This window comes from Atopobium sp. oral taxon 199 str. F0494 (genome assembly GCF_000411555.1).
Taxonomy (GTDB): Bacteria; Actinomycetota; Coriobacteriia; order Coriobacteriales; family Atopobiaceae; genus Lancefieldella.
Genome location: NZ_KE150486.1, coordinates 388,901 through 406,225, shown reverse-complemented (window position 1 = coordinate 406,225; position 17,325 = coordinate 388,901). Strand labels below are relative to the sequence as shown.

The window sequence follows — 17,325 nt, the reverse complement described above, 5'->3', positions numbered from 1 at the left end:
AGCGTGGAGTCTCTGGCGGCAAAGGACACAGCGCCTGCAAGAATAGATACCACAGGCACCGCAGCGCTTTCCTACGACGTTGTAGTTGTCGGCGGTGGTCCGGCGGGTCTCGCTGCCGCTCAAGCGGTCAACATCGGTGCCGCGAATACACATTCCGTCCTTGTCATTGAGCGTGATCGTGAGCTTGGCGGCATCCTTAACCAGTGCATTCATAACGGCTTTGGGCTCATTACGTTCAAAGAAGAGCTTACCGGGCCTGAATACGCCGCGCGGTATGTAGAAAAAGTTATGAACAATCCCAACGTTGAAGTGCTTTTAAATACCATGGTCATCAACGTCGCAGGCGATCGTACCGTAACGTGCGTAAACTCCCAGCGCGGCCTCATGCATATTCAGGCGGGAGCCATTATTCTCGCCATGGGCTGTCGCGAACGTCCCCGCGGAGCGCTTGCCATACCCGGTTTTCGACCAGCCGGAGTGTTTACCGCCGGCACGGCGCAGCGCCTTGTCAACATCGAGGGACGTATGCCGGGCAAGGAAGTCGTCATCTTAGGTTCGGGCGACATCGGCCTCATTATGGCTCGCCGTATGACGCTCGAAGGAGCTCATGTCGCCTGTGTAGCTGAGCTCATGCCGTATTCAGGTGGCCTCAAGCGCAATATCGTCCAGTGTCTTGATGACTTTGGCATTCCGCTACTGCTTTCGCATACCGTTACCAGAATTGATGGCGAGAAGCGCGTGGAGGCAGTGGAGATATCCGAGGTCGATGCTCATGGCACTCCCATCCCCGGCACGCAAAAGCTCTATCCCTGCGATACGCTGATGCTTTCGGTGGGATTGCTTCCTGAAAACGACCTCTCTCGTGAAACCGGCGTAGAGCTTTCCCGCGTCACGCGCGGACCTGTTGTTTCTGAGTGTCTCGAAACTTCTGTTCCCGGTATTTTCGCCTGCGGAAATGTCCTTCACGTCCACGATCTTGTCGATTATGTCTCTGAAGAAGCTTGCTTTGCAGGTCAGAGAGCCGCCGCTTTTGTGGAGCGAGAACAAACGTTGCCTCCAGAGGACCTCTCTCACGTTGAGCTTCTTGCAAAAGACGGCGTACGCTATACCGTTCCGCAGCATATCAGCCCTGAGGCTATGGGCGAACGGCTGACGGTCCGTTTTCGCGTTGATAACGTGTATAAAGACAGATCGATCGCAGTTTATTTTGACGATACGCGCATACTAAAAAAACGTCGACCAATCATGGTGCCAGGCGAGATGGAGCAGATAGTTCTCAAAAAAGAAGTCATTCTGTCTTATATCCATGACCACGGACCGCTTAACGTCATTACCGTCTGCCTTGAGGAGGTTGCTCATGCCTAGTACGCAGACTGTTACCTGTATTCGATGCCCCCGAGGCTGCTCGGTAGTTGTGCGTTTTGACGGCGAGAAGATCGTTGAGGTCACAGGCAACGCCTGTCCGCGCGGTGATTCCTATGCGCGCGCCGAGGTGACACATCCTGTGCGTACCGTTACCACTACGGTTCCGGTAGAGGACGGTATCATAGCCATGGTTTCAGTAAAAACGTCGGTAGAGGTGCCAAAAGATAAGGTATTCGATGTTGTCAAGGAGATCTCTCACCTGAAAGCTCGGGCTCCTGTTGCTCTCGGCGACGTACTTCTTGCCCAAGCGGCCGGGACCGACGCCGATATCATCGCTACAAAGTCTGTGAGCCGCGCTGAACTATAGGACGCAGCGGGCAATGCGGGCTTGTCCTTTGTCAGGCCTCCCAACAGCACGCTTTCATGTCAACACGACCATCGGGCAAAAACGTAACACCCTCGTTCTCAAGGAGAGTTCTTTGCGCTTCAGGTCCGCCGAACGCAAAGCCGGGCGCGAGGGAGCCATCTTTGAATACCACGCGATGGCAGGGGACCCCTCCAGCCACGCCTGGGCTTTGATGCACGGCAAAACCTACATAGCGAGCCTTACGGGGTTCACCGATCATGCGGGCAACCTGTCCGTATGTTGCGACCCTGCCCTCGGGAATCTGTCTGACAAGAGCAAAGACGCGCTGAAAGAAACTATCCATTGTTACTCCGTTTTACTCGTGACCGTTTCTCTGAATCTCTCCGCTTTTGAAAAAGAGAAAGAAATGTCAATTGTTACTTGCTCATTTTATGCCCAGATGATAAGGTACTGATTCGTGCATTGAAGAAGCACGTTTCGGGTGGTGGCGCAGTTTGGTAGCGCACTTGACTGGGGGTCAAGGGGTCGCTGGTTCAAATCCAGTCCACCCGACCATGAAACTCTAAAGACCGGAGGCCACATTTACCTCCGGTCTTTTGCCATATTCTGACCACTAGCATTTTCGCCGTCGATAGCCGAAGCCGGTGCCTTACTCAACCGCTATCTCATAGTCGAAAGGAGATTGAGTCATGTCTGAATTCAATCCTTCTGTGGGACCGATTAAGACGAACGGGAAGAGTGATTCGATGCAGTCTCCGCAGTCTGTTGTGGCGATAGCGGCAGCTGCTGTTTGGGCTGCTGCCGGATATGACATTGTCGTCGGTCTCAATTATGCGGTCAATTGGGTAAATGCAAAACACATCCATATCGCTTGTCCTCGGGTTGGCAATCTCGCTGCTCATAGGGCTTATGGGCGTGTATATGCTGATAACCGGCAAAGCGAACCTGCTCCATGATTACCATAGGGCGACTACAGATGACGGATACTCTGTACAACTTGTCTGGAACAAAATGGACAGTAAGGTCTGGAAGGCAGAACAAGTCGAAGAGTATATGGGAAAAGGCGCACAAGGAGATCCAGAAGTTTTTATCGTTATTATGGTTCCTGAAGACTCAGTTGAACATATGGCGCAAGCGGTATATGAAGTTCAAAAAGGCTTGTGGCCTCTAAAGCGTAATATGCACGTTCTGGCTGCAATAAGTGGCCTGACGCTTGAAAGTGGAGCTATCTATAACACCCCTGTCGATAAAGAGAACCTGATCACAAGAGATGATCCTCCGAAATATGAAGAGATCAAAGAGACTATTGTTGATTATCAGTTTAGAAACAAGCAGATAAAACCTGAGCAATGGGATGGGTCTGGAGAAATAGGAGACCCAAACGACAGTGATGTAGCAATTACATGGCTGCATGATCCATCAAAATGATTATGATATTCCTTTCTTATAGGACTGAGTTGCCCTATGAAGACGTTCTCAGAACTGTTGATTTTCATTTTCGGCGGAACGAGAGTCTCGAACTTAGTTTATGGTAGTCTGTCTGTTCTAACTTCAGAACGTGTCGAAAGGAAACTATGTCAGAGAAAGAAGCGACCCCATTGAATACCACGGATGCTTCACCTGACGAGGTGCTTATAGTTGAAGATGACCCTAATATCACGGAAATCCTCTCACTCTATCTGACCGGTGCCGGTTATGAGGTGCATACGGCATGTAATGGCCGTGAAGGTCTTGATACTCTGCAGAAAAACAGAATCTCCGCAGTCCTTGTCGATATTATGATGCCCGTTATAAACGGATACGATTTTATCCGTGAAGCTCGTGTCTTCTCTGACGTGCCCATCCTGGTTATCTCAGCGCGCACACAAGCAGCAGATAAAATGCTCGGACTTAATCTCGGAGCCGACGGCTACGTTACCAAGCCCTTTGATCCCGTTGAAGTCATCGCGTATGTGCAGGCAGTTTTAAGGCGCTATCGCTATAGCCAAACTACGACAAGTTCAATTCCAATGCAAGACGACAAGAAAGTCATTGCAGTACGCGATCTTATATTTGACTCGGAAAAGCTTGTCCTGCGCAAAAAAGACGAGATTATTCCCCTTACTGCGACTGAGCTTAAAATCATGATGCGCTTCATGCGAGCGCCAGGACGCATTTTTACTAAGACGCAGCTTTATGAAACCGTAACGGGTGAGACATTTGGAAGCGCCGATGAGAGCGTCATGGTTCATATTTCAAATATCAGGGCAAAGCTTGGAGATACAGGTACAAACGCTCCATATATTAAGACGGTGCGCGGATTGGGGTATCGTCTTGAAGCTTAAAGACTGGCTGATGTATACCAAATCAAGTCTGACCATACGCTGCCTTATTGTCATTGTCCTGTATGCAGCATTTGTGATTCTTGTGCTCATAGAAACAAATAATCTTGCTGACCAGCAGTTTAACGGCGTTTTTACCGATATGGAGACACTTGCCGCTCAGGAAGAGGCCCTTGCCAAGGATGATTATCAAAAGCTTGCGAGTCTTATTGGAAACGGAGCCAGTATTTCCTTCTTTGATAAAGCGGGAAATAAGCTGTACGCCTCAGGAGGAAATCTTTCGGACAGCATTACCGCAGACGAGCTGCCTATTATCAACAACTATGGCAATGCGCGAAATTCTTACCATGTATTTGAAGAAAAGAATGAAGACGGCAAATCCGTCTACCGCATCGTACATTATTCTACCGACGCGCTTGCCGGTCTTGAAAAAATCGAAGGGGAATGCGTTGTCGACCAAGATCTCAACATTCTTTCCGGCAATCTCTTCCCGGGTAAAAAACACCTAACCGAATTTGAATTCAGTTTACTGAAAGGCATATTTGAAAATAGGATGTCTATTGAAAAATATGAATACACTAATGCAGATGGAGAAGAGCGCACGCTTGTGTTAGCAACTCCCGCCCTGCAGATGTCTACGTATGAAACTGCATTCGAATCAGCAAGCCGTTTATGGCTTATTTCTATTTCCCTTTTGATTGTCGCTACCGTGCTTGTGGTACTGTCTCTTGCCTATACCATCAGATGCGCAATTAAACCGCTTGATGCTGCCATTAAAATACGAAGATTGGACAGGAAGACTCCTGTTGAAATGAGAGGTCGTCTTGCTTCTGAGCTCAGACCGACCTTCGACAACTTTGCGGAGCTTATGGACGAGCTTGACGCTTCACAACAGGAAAAACAAAGGATAATTACAGATGTCTCGCATGATCTGAAAACTCCGCTGACTGTTATTCTTGGATATGCTCAAGCGCTCTTCGACGGCACAATCCCGGACAATAAACGCTCTGTCTATCTGGCAACCATACGCGAGAAGGCCATCATTTCGTCAGATATGCTGGACTCCTTGTTTATCTATGCAAAAATGGACCATCCCAGTTATAGACCTGAACTTATTTCCTGTGATATGTGTGAGTTTATTCGCTCAATCATCATTGACAGATCTCCCGATGTCGAGCAGGCTGGATGCACCATAGAAGCGGAGATCGACGAAGAAAGCTGTCCTGTTCTCATTGACACTCAGCTTTTCCAACGCATGATTGCAAATCTTATTGACAACGCTTTTAAGCATAATGTTTCAGGCACGCAGATTCTGGTTTCCTGTCGGAAACTGGACAGAGCGGTAAGGATTAGCGTTCTTGATACGGGTCGTGGCATTCCTAAGCGCCTACGTGATCATATTTTTGAAGAATTCATTACAGAAGATGATGCTCGTTCGGCATACAGCGGTACAGGCCTTGGGCTATCTATTGCCAAGCGATGTGCTGATCTTAACGGCGCGACTATTGAATTTTCCAAAAAGCCACGTCCGCCATTTTCGACAGAGGCTGTCATTATTGTTCCTTTGGCAGATCAAGATTTTAAGCAGTAACAAACCTAAAGAAATATTTAAGAAGCTCTTAGGCTTCCATAAGGTTGCTCTTCCAAACTTGATAACAAGAGAAAGGAAGAGCTATGAATCAAAAATTAAATGTTCTTGAATACCTTGAAGAAAGCGCACGACATCATCCGAATCACTGTGCGATTATCGATGAAAGCGGAGCATATTCCTATAAGGAGCTCTTAGAGTCCAGCAAAAGGGCAGGAGTCGCGCTTGCGCGCTTTGGAGCTACTGGACGAGCGGTAGTTATTGTTTCGGAAAAGAGCTTCTCAACTCTTATCGCAATGCTCGGCACGCTTTATGCAGGCGGCTTCTATGTTCCCGTTGACCCGAATGCTCCCGTTAAGCGAATACGTAACATTTGCAGCGCGCTCAATAACCCGCTCGTTATTGATGGGAGAAAGAGCAATGCGGATTTTCTTACGCGTAATCGCCAAGAGGATCTTTGCCTTGGAGCAAAGACTGTCGTCCATCTTGACAGTTTGTTTGTAAGCTGCACGCTCAACGACACCCTAAGCCCGAGTCAAATCAAAGAAAACGACGAGCTTCTTGCAAATATCAGATTGTCGTCTATCGATGTTGATCCTGTCTACATCCTCTTTACATCAGGAACTACAGGAAAGCCTAAAGGTGTGGTTGTGCATCACAAAGCAGTCCTGAGTTTCATAGACTCATTCGTAGCTACTTTTGACATACGCGGCGATGATCGCATTGCAAATCAGGCTCCTTTTGACTTTGACGTATCGGTAAAAGACATTTACGGAGCGCTGGCGGTAGGCGCAACGCTCATACTTATTCCACGCACGCTCTTTTCAAAACCTTTTGAGCTTGCAAAATATCTTGAAATTAAAAACGTTACCGTGATGATATGGGCTGTCGCTGCCCTTTGCCTCATGACAACACTTCACGCCCTTGATGGACATGATTTGTCTTCCGTCAGAATGGTATTGTTTAGTGGCGAAATTATGCCTAAACGTCATCTTGACCGTTGGATGAAGGTACTCCATGAGGCCAAGTTCGTTAACCTTTACGGCCCCTCTGAAATCATTTGCAACTGTATGTATCACGTGGTTGATAGGAATCGCACCTATCCATATGGCATTCCTTTGGGAACGGCCTTTGCCAATAGGGAGGTTTTTCTTCTCAAAGATGATGGGAACCTTGCAACAGAAGTCGGTGACGTCGGAGAAATTTATGTAAGAGGAAGCTCCCTCGCAAGCGGGTATGTCGGTATGCTCAACAGTCAAAAAAACGTCAGCGAATCGTTTGGTTTTGTGCAAAATCCACGCAACAGTCTTTATATGGATCCAGTCTATCGTACAGGAGATTATGCGGAAATTCTGGAAGGGGGAGAGATTCTTTACAGAGGAAGGCGCGATAACCAAATCAAGCATCAAGGGCATCGCATTGAGTTGGAAGAAATCGACCGCACGGTTGAAAGGCAGGATGGCGTTACACGATGTAGAAGTGTTTACGACCACAAACGTAATCGTCTCCTTGCGTTTTACGAAGGGAATGTTGATGAAGTCCTATTAGCTCAAAAACTAAGAAATCGCCTGCCGCGGTTTATGGTTCCCAGTAAAGTCATGATGGTAACTGGCATGCCCTTGACAAAAAATGGCAAGGTTGACCGGGTTCAGTTGATGGAAGAAAGCTATATACATGGATAACAGCAAACTGAAAGAATGCGTCCGCACCTTTGGCACGCCGCTATACATTTTCGATGAACATACACTTGTTAAACGTGTGAATTTTCTTCGTGCACATCTGCCTGAAAAGACAGAGCTCTGCTATGCAGTCAAGGCAAATACCTTTATCATTCCTGAGCTTGCAGATCTTGTTGACAGCTTTGAAGTTTGTTCACCCGGTGAGAAGCGCATCTGTGAAAACCTTAGCATTCCTTGGAATATGACGGTAATCTCCGGCGTTCATAAGGATGAAGAAATGATTGACAGCCTCATTGCAACAGACGCTCCTGTGCGAGCATATACTGTTGAATCCCTTAATCAATTCCACCTTATCAGTAAAACTGCGAGACGCTACGATACAATCATTCCCGTACTTCTGCGCCTCACAAGTGGCAATCAATTCGGACTTGATACAGAGGATATCAAACACCTTGTTTGCGACGAGAAGGATAACAATCACGTTATTATAAAGGGTATCCAGTTCTTTTCGGGAACGCAAAAAGACTCAATTAAGCGCCTTGACAGAGAGCTATCTAAACTTGACGCTTTTCTAGAGGAACTTAAGCGCGACTGTGGTTTTGCAGCGCAGATTCTTGAATTTGGCCCGGGTTTTCCTGTTGATTATTTTGGCGTGGGAAAGATTGAGGACGAAGCTGTCTTTTTAGACGAGTTTGCAGAGCTTTTGGTTCAACTGAAGTTTACCGGACAGATCGTACTTGAACTCGGTCGCAGTATAGCGGCTTCCTGTGGCACATATTTAACCTCAGTCGTCGATACCAAGAAAAACGCCGGCTTACGCTATGCCATCGTCGACGGCGGCGTGCATCATCTTGTCTATTTCGGCCATGCTATGGCAATGAAGCAGCCGCCGGTACGGTTGCTTGAGCCGGATGTTTCCAGTACCTTTACTGAGGTATCTAATATCTGTCCGGATGCTCAAAGCGTTGACGGTACCGGCACTCTTGCAGATGGGCTATGGAACATATGTGGCTCTCTCTGCACCGCTTATGACATTTTGGTTAAAAAGATATCGATAAAGAATCTTTGTATAGGAAGTGTCTTTGCTTTTGACAATGCGGGTGCCTACTGTATGACCGAGGGCATGCTTATGTTTTTAAGTCGCGACCTTCCCAAGATTGCTGTCGTTGACGATACAGGCACGCCTCAACTCATCCGTAGCGGGCTGCGAACCGACAGCATGAATACGCCAGGACTCTTTATATAGAGCTTCACAGTCTCACACAACCCGAAATGATACCGCTACGGCACGTACCCCGTAAACCCTAAACATCCGCTCATACGAGAAAGAGAAATAACCATGGAAAAGATTGTTGCAATTCTGAAAGAGCTTATGCCTGGAGTCGACGTAACAACATGTACCACACTCGTTGATGACCACTATCTTGACTCACTTGCTATCGTGGCACTCATTTCAGAGCTTGAAGATCAATTCGATATTGAGATTCCCGCAGTTGACATTGTTGCCGATAATTTTAATTCAGCAGAAAACATTCAGGTCCTTGTCACGCGTCTGATTGAAGACTAAAGGAAAGGCTCAAAAGAGTATTTGAAAGAGAAAGACTACCTATGGCCTCCCTTTTTTCACCTCTTTTTCTAGTGGTGTTCCTTCCCGCTGTTATAGTTGCCTATAGTTTGACACCTGCTCGACGGCGCTGGATAACTCTTCTGATAGCAAGCTATACCTGCTTTTTCATCATAAGCCAGTGGCTTATAGTTTTTATTGCGGTATCTACAGTCTCGGTGTGGCTGCTCGCTCTTGGCATCGAGCGAATCAGATTCCGTTGCGCTACAAAGGTTAGCTCTGCGGAAAAAAGTATAAAAAAGCTTACCAAAAAGCGCTATGACAGAAGCATGCGGTTCCTTGTTCTTCTCGGCATACTATTCAACCTTGCACTGCTTATGAATAGTAAGTATCTCGGCTTCTTTGGAGGCGGGATTAAAGACCTGCTGGGGCATATCGGACTGCATCTCGAATTGCCTGCCGTCTCCTTAGCCGCTCCTATTGGTATCTTGTTTTATACGCTGATGGCCATCTCGTATCTTGTCGACGTCTACCGAAAAACGGTATGTGCCGATAAGAACCTGGGTCATGTGGCTTTGTTTCTGAGTTTCTTTCCGCAAATTATCGAAGGACCATTCTGCCGTTTTAACGAGACGATGCCTCAGCTGCTTGCGGGTTCTCCCGTACGAGCAAGTAACCTGCTCGCCGGCATGCAGAGAATCCTTTTTGGCCTCTTTAAGAAGGTTATTATTGCGGACAGGCTTGATATTCTCGTTAAAACCGTTTTCGGAAATCCTACGGCATACGACGGAGGTAGTATTGCACTGGCGGCAATACTTTATACTCTTGAGCTGTACTGTGACTTTTCAGGTGCCATGGATGTTACTGTTGGGACGGCGCGCATCTTTGGCATTACTATGCCCGAAAACTTTCGACAGCCATTTTTTTCACGTACGTCATCGGAATTCTGGAAACGATGGCATGTCACGCTTGGTGCCTGGTTTCGAGATTATATCTATTATCCCGTTACGCTGTGTCGGCCGATAAAGCGCTTGACCAAGAGTCTACGGCGACGATTGAGCGGTAGGCTCGGACCGCTTGTTGCCAGTTCTGTGGCACTGTTTTGCGTTTGGCTTCTCAATGGCCTGTGGCATGGAGCTGGTTCTCAGTATCTTTTTTTCGGTATGTATTATTTTGTTCTTATTACGCTCGGTGGCCTCGTTGAGCCTCTTGCGCAGAGGTATGCCGAGAAATATGGCGTAAATCGCAGCAGTCTTCCTTACCGTACGTTCCAGACAATCCGGACACTCATGGTGATTTTTGTCGGCGAACTGTTTTTCAGAGCTGAAGGGCTGGATATGGGCGTTTCCATGTTTATCCACATGATTACTAAATTCAGGCTGGAGTCATTTTGTAATAAAAGCGCATTAAACCTGGGTATGGATGTCCATGATTATATGGTAGTGGTCGTTGCCTTAGGCGTCGTCTTTCTTGTAGATATTTCGCTTGAGCGTGGTGCGCAATTTTGGCACGTGGCACGAAAGCAGCCATTGCTCTGTGGTGTCTTATGCATTGCACTCTTTATGTCCATTGTTATTTTCGGTGCCTATGGCTGGGGGTATACGCCCGTCGCGCCTATGTACGCACAGTTTTGAGGCGTATTGAAAAGCAACACACTTTGAGAGGAACTTTGAGGAAACGTTAATGATGTCTTTGCGAAAAACGGCAAAAGTTGCGCTGAACGCGATACTGGTGAGCTCTGTTATCGTCCTGCTTCTTATGGGGGCATCTCGTATTGTCCAGCCAAAAAACACTACAAAAGAATCAGGAACACTCAGACCGGAAGCCAATGGCGTTATGGGCGAGAGGCCCTATAGTCTGGACGCTCTTTTTATTGGCGACTCGGAAGCATACGCTTCATTTTCACCGCTACAAATGTTCAAAGACTATGGTTTTGCCTCATATACCAGCGCAACACCGCTTCAAAAACCTTTCTACAGCAATACGCTTCTGCACCGGGCGCTTGAAACTCAAAAGCCCAAGGTAGCTGTATTTGAGACAAACTCTTTTTATACGCCAACAAAACCCGAGGAGGCTTTCATGCGTATGATACAGGATACTTTTCCGGTATTCGAATTTCACGACAGATGGAAAAGCCTGACCGCAAAAGACTTCCTCACAAACCCCACGGCCACCTGGAGCGATCCGAATAAAGGCTTTGCTGTCAAAAAAGGGACAGTGCCCGCGGATGCATCAAACTATATGACGTCAACGTTCGCTCAGCAGCGGATTCCACAGGTCAATCTTTTCTATCTCAAACAAATGATTGCATATTGCAAAAGTAAAGGGATAACTCCTGTCCTTGTCAGCACGCCGAGCACTTATAACTGGAGCATGGCGCGACATAACTATTTTGCCGCCCTCGCCAAAGAACTCGGAGTTGATTATTTGGATCTCAACATGCCAGAAAACATACAAAAGATGGGTATTGACTGGGAAACGGATTCGTATGACGGGGGAGACCACCTTAATTATAACGGGGCAAAAAAGGTTTCCGACTTTGTAGGCAACTACCTCAAAACCACCTATGGCCTTGCTGATCATCGCCGCGATTCCGCGTACTCCTCATGGTGGAAGGAACTTGAGCGATACGAGAAGGAAGTAAGCTAAGGCGTTATCCAAAACTACAACGCTATACTTGTATGGGTTTATCTACAGCAGATACGAAACGATGAGGACAGGGCAATGGCTGACGATAATTCAATAACTTGGGCAAACAAAAGCGTTTTCTATCAGATTTACCCGATTGGCTTCTGCGGCGCCCCGCGCGAGAATGACGGTGTACTCGAGCATAGAATTCTCAAAGTCATTGGCTGGATACCTCATCTGACCAGGCTTGACTGCAATGCTGTGTACTTCTCGCCCGTGTTTGAGTCGGACAGACACGGCTACGACACGCGCGATTATCAAACCATCGATACTCGTCTAGGAACGAATGAAGACTTTGCCGCTGTGTGCGCGTCGCTTCATGAAGTGGGCATTCGCGTAGTGTTGGATGGCGTATTCAACCATGTTGGCCGTGGGTTCTGGGCGTTTCAGGACGTGCTGGAAAAACGTGGACAGTCCCGCTATAAAGACTGGTTTTTCATTAATTTTGACGGCAATGACGTGTATAGCGACAATCTGTGGTACGAAGGCTGGGAAGGTCACTATGACCTGGTAAAGCTGAATCTGCGCAACCCTGAGGTAGTGCAACATCTCTTTGAGTCTATTCGTCTCTGGACCGAGCAGTTTGCCATCGACGGACTTCGCCTTGACGTGGCCTACCTGCTTGATGAGGATTTTTTACGGCAGTTGCGCTCATTTTGCGACAGCCTGAAGCCCGATTTTTTGCTGCTTGGCGAGATTCTCGGCGGCGACTACAAGCGTATTGTCAACGCTGATATGCTTGAAAGCTGCACAAACTACGAATGCCAAAAAGGATTGTATTCCAGCTTTAACGACCTCAACCTCTTTGAAATCAACTATTCCTTGAACCGACAATTTAGCGAGGGTGGCATATATCAAGGCATGCATCTTTTGTCTTTTGCGGACAACCACGATGTCACACGAGTTGCCACGGTGCTTAAAGATAAGCGCCATCTGCCCGCGCTTTACGGCATCCTCTTTGGCATGCCAGGCATTCCCTGTGTGTACTACGGCAGCGAATGGGCAGCCGAAGGCGATAAGCACGACGGTGACGACGCTCTGCGCCTGAGCTACGCCGCGCCGGAGTGGAATGAGCTCACCGACTTGATCGCACGGCTTGCAGAGCTCCATTGTACACATCCGGCTCTCCAGTATGGCGGCTACCGACAGGTTTTTCTCACCAACCGCCAGTTGGTCTTTGAGCGGGAATGCGCTGGCGAGAAAATCTGGGTTGCTGTCAATGCTGACGCATGCGCCTTTGCTGTGCAGCTTAATGGGGGAGCGGCTCACGAGCTGCTTACGGGAGAGTCCGTTGATTTGTCCAGCACCGTGAGACTGCCAGCATTCGGTCTTTCCTATTGGAAGCTTGGCTAGTACTACAGCAGCTCAAAATGACTCCGATGTACACTGATAGCTCCTTCTCGAGCTAAAGAAGAGATAACTGCGGAAAGAGCGCTTCGGTCTACACCCAGATAATCGGCGAGCTGTTGGCGATTGAACGGAATGTCAAACTCACGCGAGCCTTCCATCTGGGCTCGCGTGTTCAGATATGCGAGGAGCTTACCACGGATGCTTTTGGGCGCGGAATCTTGAATACGGCGTGACAGCATGATGTTCTTCTCGGCAACCGATTGCAACAGGTTGGTAGTCAGACAATCAAGTCCCGCGCACACGGCGCATACATGCGTTGTAAGCTGTTTTACGTCCAAAAGGAGCACCTCAGATGCTTCTGAAGCTACGACACTCGTAAGCAGGGGTACATTGCCCAGTACCGCATACGCCTCGCCAAACATCTCGCCCACATGAAACGCGCCCATAACAGAAATGTTGCCTTGCGCGTCAGAACCCTCGACATGCACGGATCCTTGAAGCACGATGCCAAACCTATGCGACTTTTGACCTGCGCAAAACACAATTTCACCGCGTTGATAGCGCCTCGCTTGGGCCTTAAGATGGGCGAGAAGCGCCTCAAAATCACTTTCATCCACTCCGGTAAACGCCCTTGTCTGTGAAAGCAGCTCGTAATCGATAACAAAACTGGCCACGACACGTCCTTTTCGCCAAAACTTTCCAAAATGTTGCAACTTTCTGTTTTCACAACTAAATACAATAGTAAGAGAGAAATTGATCTAGCATTACTGCAACGTGAGATATCAAGATAGGACTGTCAGATGTTTAGCCTCTTCTCATTCTGCTGGCGAAGTATTCCAAATAAAAAGATGCTTGTAGGGTATTTATTCTCAAGTTCCGCTCAAGCAATCTTATCTGTCGCGTCTCCTTTAGTAGCAGGAAATATTATCAACATGTTGCTTGAAAATAATCCGTCAATGCGTCTTATAGCAGATATGTGTCTGTTATTGGCCTTCTGTTGTATTTTAGCGGCAGTCTTTAATTACCTCTCTTCTATACTTTATACCTACTTACAGGCGGATTCTTCATTTGAGTTGGAACTTCAGGCGGTCAGCCACATCCAGCGCCTTACTCCTTCATTTTTTGTGGGATATGATCCGGCGTATTGGCGCAAGCGTTTGAATGACGATACGAATGGCATATCACTTTTTTTCCTTATGTCGGCTACGAAAGTCCTTGAAAACGGCACTACCTTCATCGCTATGGTAGTTATTCTCGCGATACTTGACCCTCTTTTGTCCATAGCAAGTATTTTACTGACGTTCTTTGCCGGCAGTATCTATCAGTTCTTTAAGAAGAAATCCTATGATTCAAGTCTTACGTTTCAAGATGAACTCTCTCGATATTCTTCTTGTGTGCAAGAACAACTTACTAATGTTGAATTTATTCGTCTCCACATTCTGTTTTCTCGTTCGGTAAAAATGATGAGAGAAGTCTTTCAGACCCTTCGCAACGCCATGTATCAAACTAACAAGGTTGGCGCTCAAATAAATCTTTTTACGGGCATTTCACGAGGGATAGCTGAAGCTTTGCTCCTCTTTGTTGCTGCTACAGAAATTCTTGCCGGAACGCTTCAGGTTGGCTATGTTGCAACTGCGCTTGGGTTTTTTACGACTATGGTGACAGCAATAGAATACTTCACAGGATTTGGATATGACTATCAAAAAGCGTTGGTCAACTACACAAGGTTAAAACAACTCTGGAATGAACCTGAAGAGAAACATGGCTCTAAATCTCTTGACCAAACGGACAAGATCTCATTCAAACAGCTTTCCTTTTCGTATCCAGGTTCTCAAGTAAGCGTGATTCAAGATGCTTGTGGAGAGTTTGAAGTTGGAACTCTCTATGGTATTTCCGGACACAACGGCTCTGGAAAAAGTACTCTCCTCAAACTTATCGCTGGAGAGTATTTCCGCTATTACGGCGGTGATATTTGCTACGATCAGCTTCATCTCTCTGAGCTCGACCAATATGCTTTAAGAAGAGACCTCATTGGATTCGTTGAACAGGAACCTGCTATTCTTCAAGATACCCTCTGGAACAATCTCACACTTCTCGCTAAAAACAAGCCCGACAGAAGACGGGTTATAGAATTAGCTGACTTACTTGGACTTGATGACTTTATTGCGAATAACGATCTTGATGAGGTTGTCGATACCCACCATACGTCTTTATCGGGCGGAGAGAAACAAAAGATAGCGATTATTCGCATGTTGCTCAAAAACCCGCGCGTCATGCTGCTTGATGAGCCGACTTCAGCTCTTGACGCGGTAAGTAAAGCCAACCTCATTCAGTATCTTAAAGACATCCGAAAGAATCATCTCATCATTGTCGTTTCTCACGATCAGGATTTATTGGCAGCTTGCGACGCGTTGTATGAAGCTACTAACTGACGATAAAGATCTTCAATCTATAATGAATACATATTTACAGGTTCTTGATGTGGTTTACAAACCACATCAAACTCCCACTTGCGAATCGTTTCTGCGGGAAGGGCGATGTTCACTGCTATTCCCTGGACGAGGTCCGGGATCTGATGACGGCAGCAGGATTCCGTGTGGAGTGCCTTGAGGCAAGGGCGCACCTTCGCCTGCATGCTGTGGGAAGAAAAAAGCCATAATTACACAGTGAGTGAGGAAGTATTGGATGCCGCAAATGCGGCACAGCTTACAGGGAGGAAAGATGAAGTATCAACCACTTATCTGGGCAATCATGACACATGGCCTGAAACCGGAACTTCAAAAGCGCTGGCAGGGAGATGTTAAAGAAGTTATCCGAAGGTCAAAGCCAATTTACAAGGACCTTCTGACCAAAGTCGAAGGCATCAGTGATAAAAATCCTATGGCTCATAACATAACTACGGCATTTGTCATCATTGCTGTATGGCTCGCGTCAGACCGGGAAATATCTCCGGATGTGATGGGCGATGCTGTGAATGCAATGCTGGATTCCGGATTTCTGAAGGCTATCATGGGTATGGTCAATATGAACGCAGAGAAGGGAGTGCGCTTTTTAAAAAATAATATTAAGAAGAGCGCTGCCTATGCGGAGAAGCATCCGGAGGAATACAATACATGGAAATTTGTTTTTGACGACTCGCTTCACAAAGACGGATTTTACTATCACTTTACCTTCTGTCCGATTGCTGACTTCTGCGGCCGGTACGGATATCAGGAGATTATGCCTGCTCTCTGTAATATCGATTATGTGACGATCGGTATGATGCATTCCGTATTGAAGCGGGAGCATACCATTGCTTCCGGGGGAGACATCTGTGATTACTGGATTTATGGAGATAAGGTAAAAGATCCACAGTAATTTGTTCGTACAGGAGGAAAGAACAGATGTCAAAAAAAGCAACCGAATTTCAACGAAAAGTAATGTCAAAGACCTACCGGGGAAAAGGGATTTTCAAGCCTTTGAATACCGGATGGATCGATGAACACACCGCTGCGGTCAGAGAGTGGATTGCCAATGTATTCTTCTACAAGAAAGACGACCAGATATTGATGATCGATGCGGGATATAACTATGACCGGTTAGAAGAGAAGATGCAATGGCTGAACCTGAATCCTTCCATGATCCATGAGATTCTGATTACCCATCAGGACACCGATCATGTGGGAGCGGTAGAACAGGACAGCCCCGGTTTGTTTCAGGATGCGAACCTCTACATTGGCGAGATCGAAAACCGGTATCTGACCGGGGAAATGAAGCGGAAAGTATTTTTCCATCTGTATACCCTGCCTCGGGTAAAAACGGGTAACCAGAAGGTCCTCTTGAAGGACAGGGAAATTTTCAAGATTGGTAAAATTCAGATTGAATCCATTCTCTGTCCGGGCCACACAAAAGGGCATATGGTTTATCTGATTGACAACCGTTATCTCTTCACCGGTGATGCCCTGTGGCTGGGCGCGGACGGCGGTTACGGCTTTATCAACGGACTTGCGGATGATATCAAAGAACAAAACCGGTCGCTCACACAACTGCGGAAGCTCCTTGTGGATCGCGGCATCCGGCCCGTTATCTGCACCGGGCACACTGGCTGGACAGATGATTTCGAATTTGCCTTCCGCCATATCGACCAGACCTGCAATGCCTTTAAGAAACGGCAGATACCGGTCGACCCCACAGCTCCATGGGATGGATATGACGAATCAGACGACACGGAAGAGAAGGCAAGATCCGGGCGGCTGCCGGCGGCATACCAGGTACGTACCGGAGAAAGAAAAGGATGAGGGTTCTTGTCTATAGGATTGGCGTGATTGATTCTTTAACGGTTCATGAGCTCTGCCATACAGGCAATGAAGTGAAGGTTGCCGCAAGAAGCCGGTGGAGAGAAGTCCTGAGCCATCAGGGGCTGA

Annotated in this window: 17 protein-coding genes and 1 tRNA gene; 16 read left to right on the top strand and 2 right to left on the bottom strand. The window is 47.3% G+C overall.

Annotated features, from left to right (window positions below):
* The first annotated feature begins 12 nt into the window (after window positions 1–12).
* Both HMPREF1527_RS01795 and HMPREF1527_RS01790 read left to right on the top strand, forming a co-directional pair.
* Window positions 13–1,365 (top strand): NAD(P)/FAD-dependent oxidoreductase, encoded by a 1,353-nt coding sequence (locus tag HMPREF1527_RS01795; protein WP_369745357.1) that lies wholly within the window; start codon window positions 13–15, stop codon window positions 1,363–1,365.
* Entirely contained in the window at window positions 1,358–1,732 is a 375-nt protein-coding gene (locus HMPREF1527_RS01790; protein WP_016476996.1) for a DUF1667 domain-containing protein, read from the top strand. Before HMPREF1527_RS01795 ends, HMPREF1527_RS01790 begins: the two co-directional genes overlap by 8 nt.
* 31 nt (window positions 1,733–1,763) lie before the next feature.
* Here HMPREF1527_RS01790 and HMPREF1527_RS01785 read toward each other — a convergent pair whose 3' ends face one another.
* Entirely contained in the window at window positions 1,764–2,075 is a 312-nt protein-coding gene (locus HMPREF1527_RS01785; protein ID WP_016476995.1) for an MGMT family protein, read from the bottom strand.
* Between the two features lie 135 nt (window positions 2,076–2,210).
* Between HMPREF1527_RS01785 and HMPREF1527_RS01780 the strand changes: the two genes are divergently transcribed.
* The 11 genes from HMPREF1527_RS01780 to HMPREF1527_RS01730 all read left to right on the top strand — a co-directional run bounded on the left by HMPREF1527_RS01780 (window position 2,211) and on the right by HMPREF1527_RS01730 (window position 12,925).
* Window positions 2,211–2,287: transfer RNA gene (locus tag HMPREF1527_RS01780), tRNA-Pro, on the top strand.
* 134 nt (window positions 2,288–2,421) lie between these two features.
* Complete coding sequence (locus HMPREF1527_RS01775; RefSeq protein ID WP_016476994.1) at window positions 2,422–2,688, top strand: hypothetical protein; 267 nt, start codon at window positions 2,422–2,424, stop codon at window positions 2,686–2,688.
* Between the two features lie 55 nt (window positions 2,689–2,743).
* On the top strand, window positions 2,744–3,160 hold the full coding sequence (locus tag HMPREF1527_RS01770) for a hypothetical protein (protein WP_035433618.1): 417 nt from the start codon (window positions 2,744–2,746) through the stop codon (window positions 3,158–3,160).
* 146 nt (window positions 3,161–3,306) lie between these two features.
* The gene (locus HMPREF1527_RS01765; RefSeq protein ID WP_016476992.1) at window positions 3,307–4,056 is read left to right on the top strand and encodes a response regulator transcription factor; all 750 of its coding nucleotides are present in this window, start codon (window positions 3,307–3,309) and stop codon (window positions 4,054–4,056) included.
* Window positions 4,046–5,644, top strand: a complete 1,599-nt coding sequence (locus tag HMPREF1527_RS01760; protein WP_016476991.1) for a sensor histidine kinase KdpD — start codon at window positions 4,046–4,048, stop codon at window positions 5,642–5,644. Before HMPREF1527_RS01765 ends, HMPREF1527_RS01760 begins: the two co-directional genes overlap by 11 nt.
* 83 nt (window positions 5,645–5,727) lie before the next feature.
* Window positions 5,728–7,323, top strand: coding sequence for an amino acid adenylation domain-containing protein (locus tag HMPREF1527_RS01755; RefSeq protein ID WP_016476990.1), 1,596 nt, complete (start codon window positions 5,728–5,730; stop codon window positions 7,321–7,323).
* Window positions 7,316–8,566 carry an alanine racemase gene (locus tag HMPREF1527_RS01750; protein WP_016476989.1) on the top strand — a complete coding sequence of 417 codons (1,251 nt, stop codon included), beginning with the start codon at window positions 7,316–7,318 and terminating at the stop codon, window positions 8,564–8,566. Before HMPREF1527_RS01755 ends, HMPREF1527_RS01750 begins: the two co-directional genes overlap by 8 nt.
* Window positions 8,567–8,659: 93 nt before the next feature.
* The gene (locus HMPREF1527_RS01745) at window positions 8,660–8,887 is read left to right on the top strand and encodes an acyl carrier protein (RefSeq protein ID WP_016476988.1); all 228 of its coding nucleotides are present in this window, start codon (window positions 8,660–8,662) and stop codon (window positions 8,885–8,887) included.
* A gap of 374 nt (window positions 8,888–9,261) precedes the next feature.
* Window positions 9,262–10,518: an MBOAT family protein gene (locus tag HMPREF1527_RS01740; RefSeq protein ID WP_232209521.1), complete on the top strand. Its 1,257-nt coding sequence runs from the start codon at window positions 9,262–9,264 to the stop codon at window positions 10,516–10,518.
* A gap of 52 nt (window positions 10,519–10,570) precedes the next feature.
* Window positions 10,571–11,533, top strand: a complete 963-nt coding sequence (locus HMPREF1527_RS01735; RefSeq protein ID WP_016476986.1) for a hypothetical protein — start codon at window positions 10,571–10,573, stop codon at window positions 11,531–11,533.
* 75 nt (window positions 11,534–11,608) lie between these two features.
* Window positions 11,609–12,925 (top strand): alpha-amylase family glycosyl hydrolase, encoded by a 1,317-nt coding sequence (locus HMPREF1527_RS01730; RefSeq protein ID WP_016476985.1) that lies wholly within the window; start codon window positions 11,609–11,611, stop codon window positions 12,923–12,925.
* A 2-nt stretch (window positions 12,926–12,927) separates the two neighbouring features.
* Here HMPREF1527_RS01730 and HMPREF1527_RS01725 read toward each other — a convergent pair whose 3' ends face one another.
* On the bottom strand, window positions 12,928–13,596 hold the full coding sequence (locus tag HMPREF1527_RS01725; RefSeq protein WP_016476984.1) for a Crp/Fnr family transcriptional regulator: 669 nt from the start codon (window positions 13,594–13,596) through the stop codon (window positions 12,928–12,930).
* A 126-nt stretch (window positions 13,597–13,722) separates the two neighbouring features.
* Between HMPREF1527_RS01725 and HMPREF1527_RS01720 the strand changes: the two genes are divergently transcribed.
* From HMPREF1527_RS01720 to HMPREF1527_RS01710, 3 genes are all read left to right on the top strand, one after another.
* Window positions 13,723–15,354: an ABC transporter ATP-binding protein gene (locus tag HMPREF1527_RS01720; RefSeq protein ID WP_016476983.1), complete on the top strand. Its 1,632-nt coding sequence runs from the start codon at window positions 13,723–13,725 to the stop codon at window positions 15,352–15,354.
* A 289-nt stretch (window positions 15,355–15,643) separates the two neighbouring features.
* The gene (locus HMPREF1527_RS01715) at window positions 15,644–16,279 is read left to right on the top strand and encodes an L-2-amino-thiazoline-4-carboxylic acid hydrolase (RefSeq protein ID WP_016476981.1); all 636 of its coding nucleotides are present in this window, start codon (window positions 15,644–15,646) and stop codon (window positions 16,277–16,279) included.
* 26 nt (window positions 16,280–16,305) lie between these two features.
* Complete coding sequence (locus tag HMPREF1527_RS01710; protein ID WP_016476980.1) at window positions 16,306–17,199, top strand: MBL fold metallo-hydrolase; 894 nt, start codon at window positions 16,306–16,308, stop codon at window positions 17,197–17,199.
* Window positions 17,200–17,325: the final 126 nt, after the last annotated feature.

Coding starts and splice junctions, on each gene's coding strand:
- HMPREF1527_RS01790 (WP_016476996.1), top strand. CDS start 1,358: ATGCCTAGTACGCAGACTGTTACCTGTATTCGATGCCCCCGAGGCTGC.
- HMPREF1527_RS01785 (WP_016476995.1), bottom strand. CDS start 2,075: ATGGATAGTTTCTTTCAGCGCGTCTTTGCTCTTGTCAGACAGATTCCC.
- HMPREF1527_RS01775 (WP_016476994.1), top strand. CDS start 2,422: ATGTCTGAATTCAATCCTTCTGTGGGACCGATTAAGACGAACGGGAAG.
- HMPREF1527_RS01770 (WP_035433618.1), top strand. CDS start 2,744: ATGGACAGTAAGGTCTGGAAGGCAGAACAAGTCGAAGAGTATATGGGA.
- HMPREF1527_RS01765 (WP_016476992.1), top strand. CDS start 3,307: ATGTCAGAGAAAGAAGCGACCCCATTGAATACCACGGATGCTTCACCT.
- HMPREF1527_RS01755 (WP_016476990.1), top strand. CDS start 5,728: ATGAATCAAAAATTAAATGTTCTTGAATACCTTGAAGAAAGCGCACGA.
- HMPREF1527_RS01750 (WP_016476989.1), top strand. CDS start 7,316: ATGGATAACAGCAAACTGAAAGAATGCGTCCGCACCTTTGGCACGCCG.
- HMPREF1527_RS01745 (WP_016476988.1), top strand. CDS start 8,660: ATGGAAAAGATTGTTGCAATTCTGAAAGAGCTTATGCCTGGAGTCGAC.
- HMPREF1527_RS01740 (WP_232209521.1), top strand. CDS start 9,262: ATGAATAGTAAGTATCTCGGCTTCTTTGGAGGCGGGATTAAAGACCTG.
- HMPREF1527_RS01735 (WP_016476986.1), top strand. CDS start 10,571: ATGTCTTTGCGAAAAACGGCAAAAGTTGCGCTGAACGCGATACTGGTG.
- HMPREF1527_RS01730 (WP_016476985.1), top strand. CDS start 11,609: ATGGCTGACGATAATTCAATAACTTGGGCAAACAAAAGCGTTTTCTAT.
- HMPREF1527_RS01720 (WP_016476983.1), top strand. CDS start 13,723: ATGTTTAGCCTCTTCTCATTCTGCTGGCGAAGTATTCCAAATAAAAAG.
- HMPREF1527_RS01715 (WP_016476981.1), top strand. CDS start 15,644: ATGAAGTATCAACCACTTATCTGGGCAATCATGACACATGGCCTGAAA.
- HMPREF1527_RS01710 (WP_016476980.1), top strand. CDS start 16,306: ATGTCAAAAAAAGCAACCGAATTTCAACGAAAAGTAATGTCAAAGACC.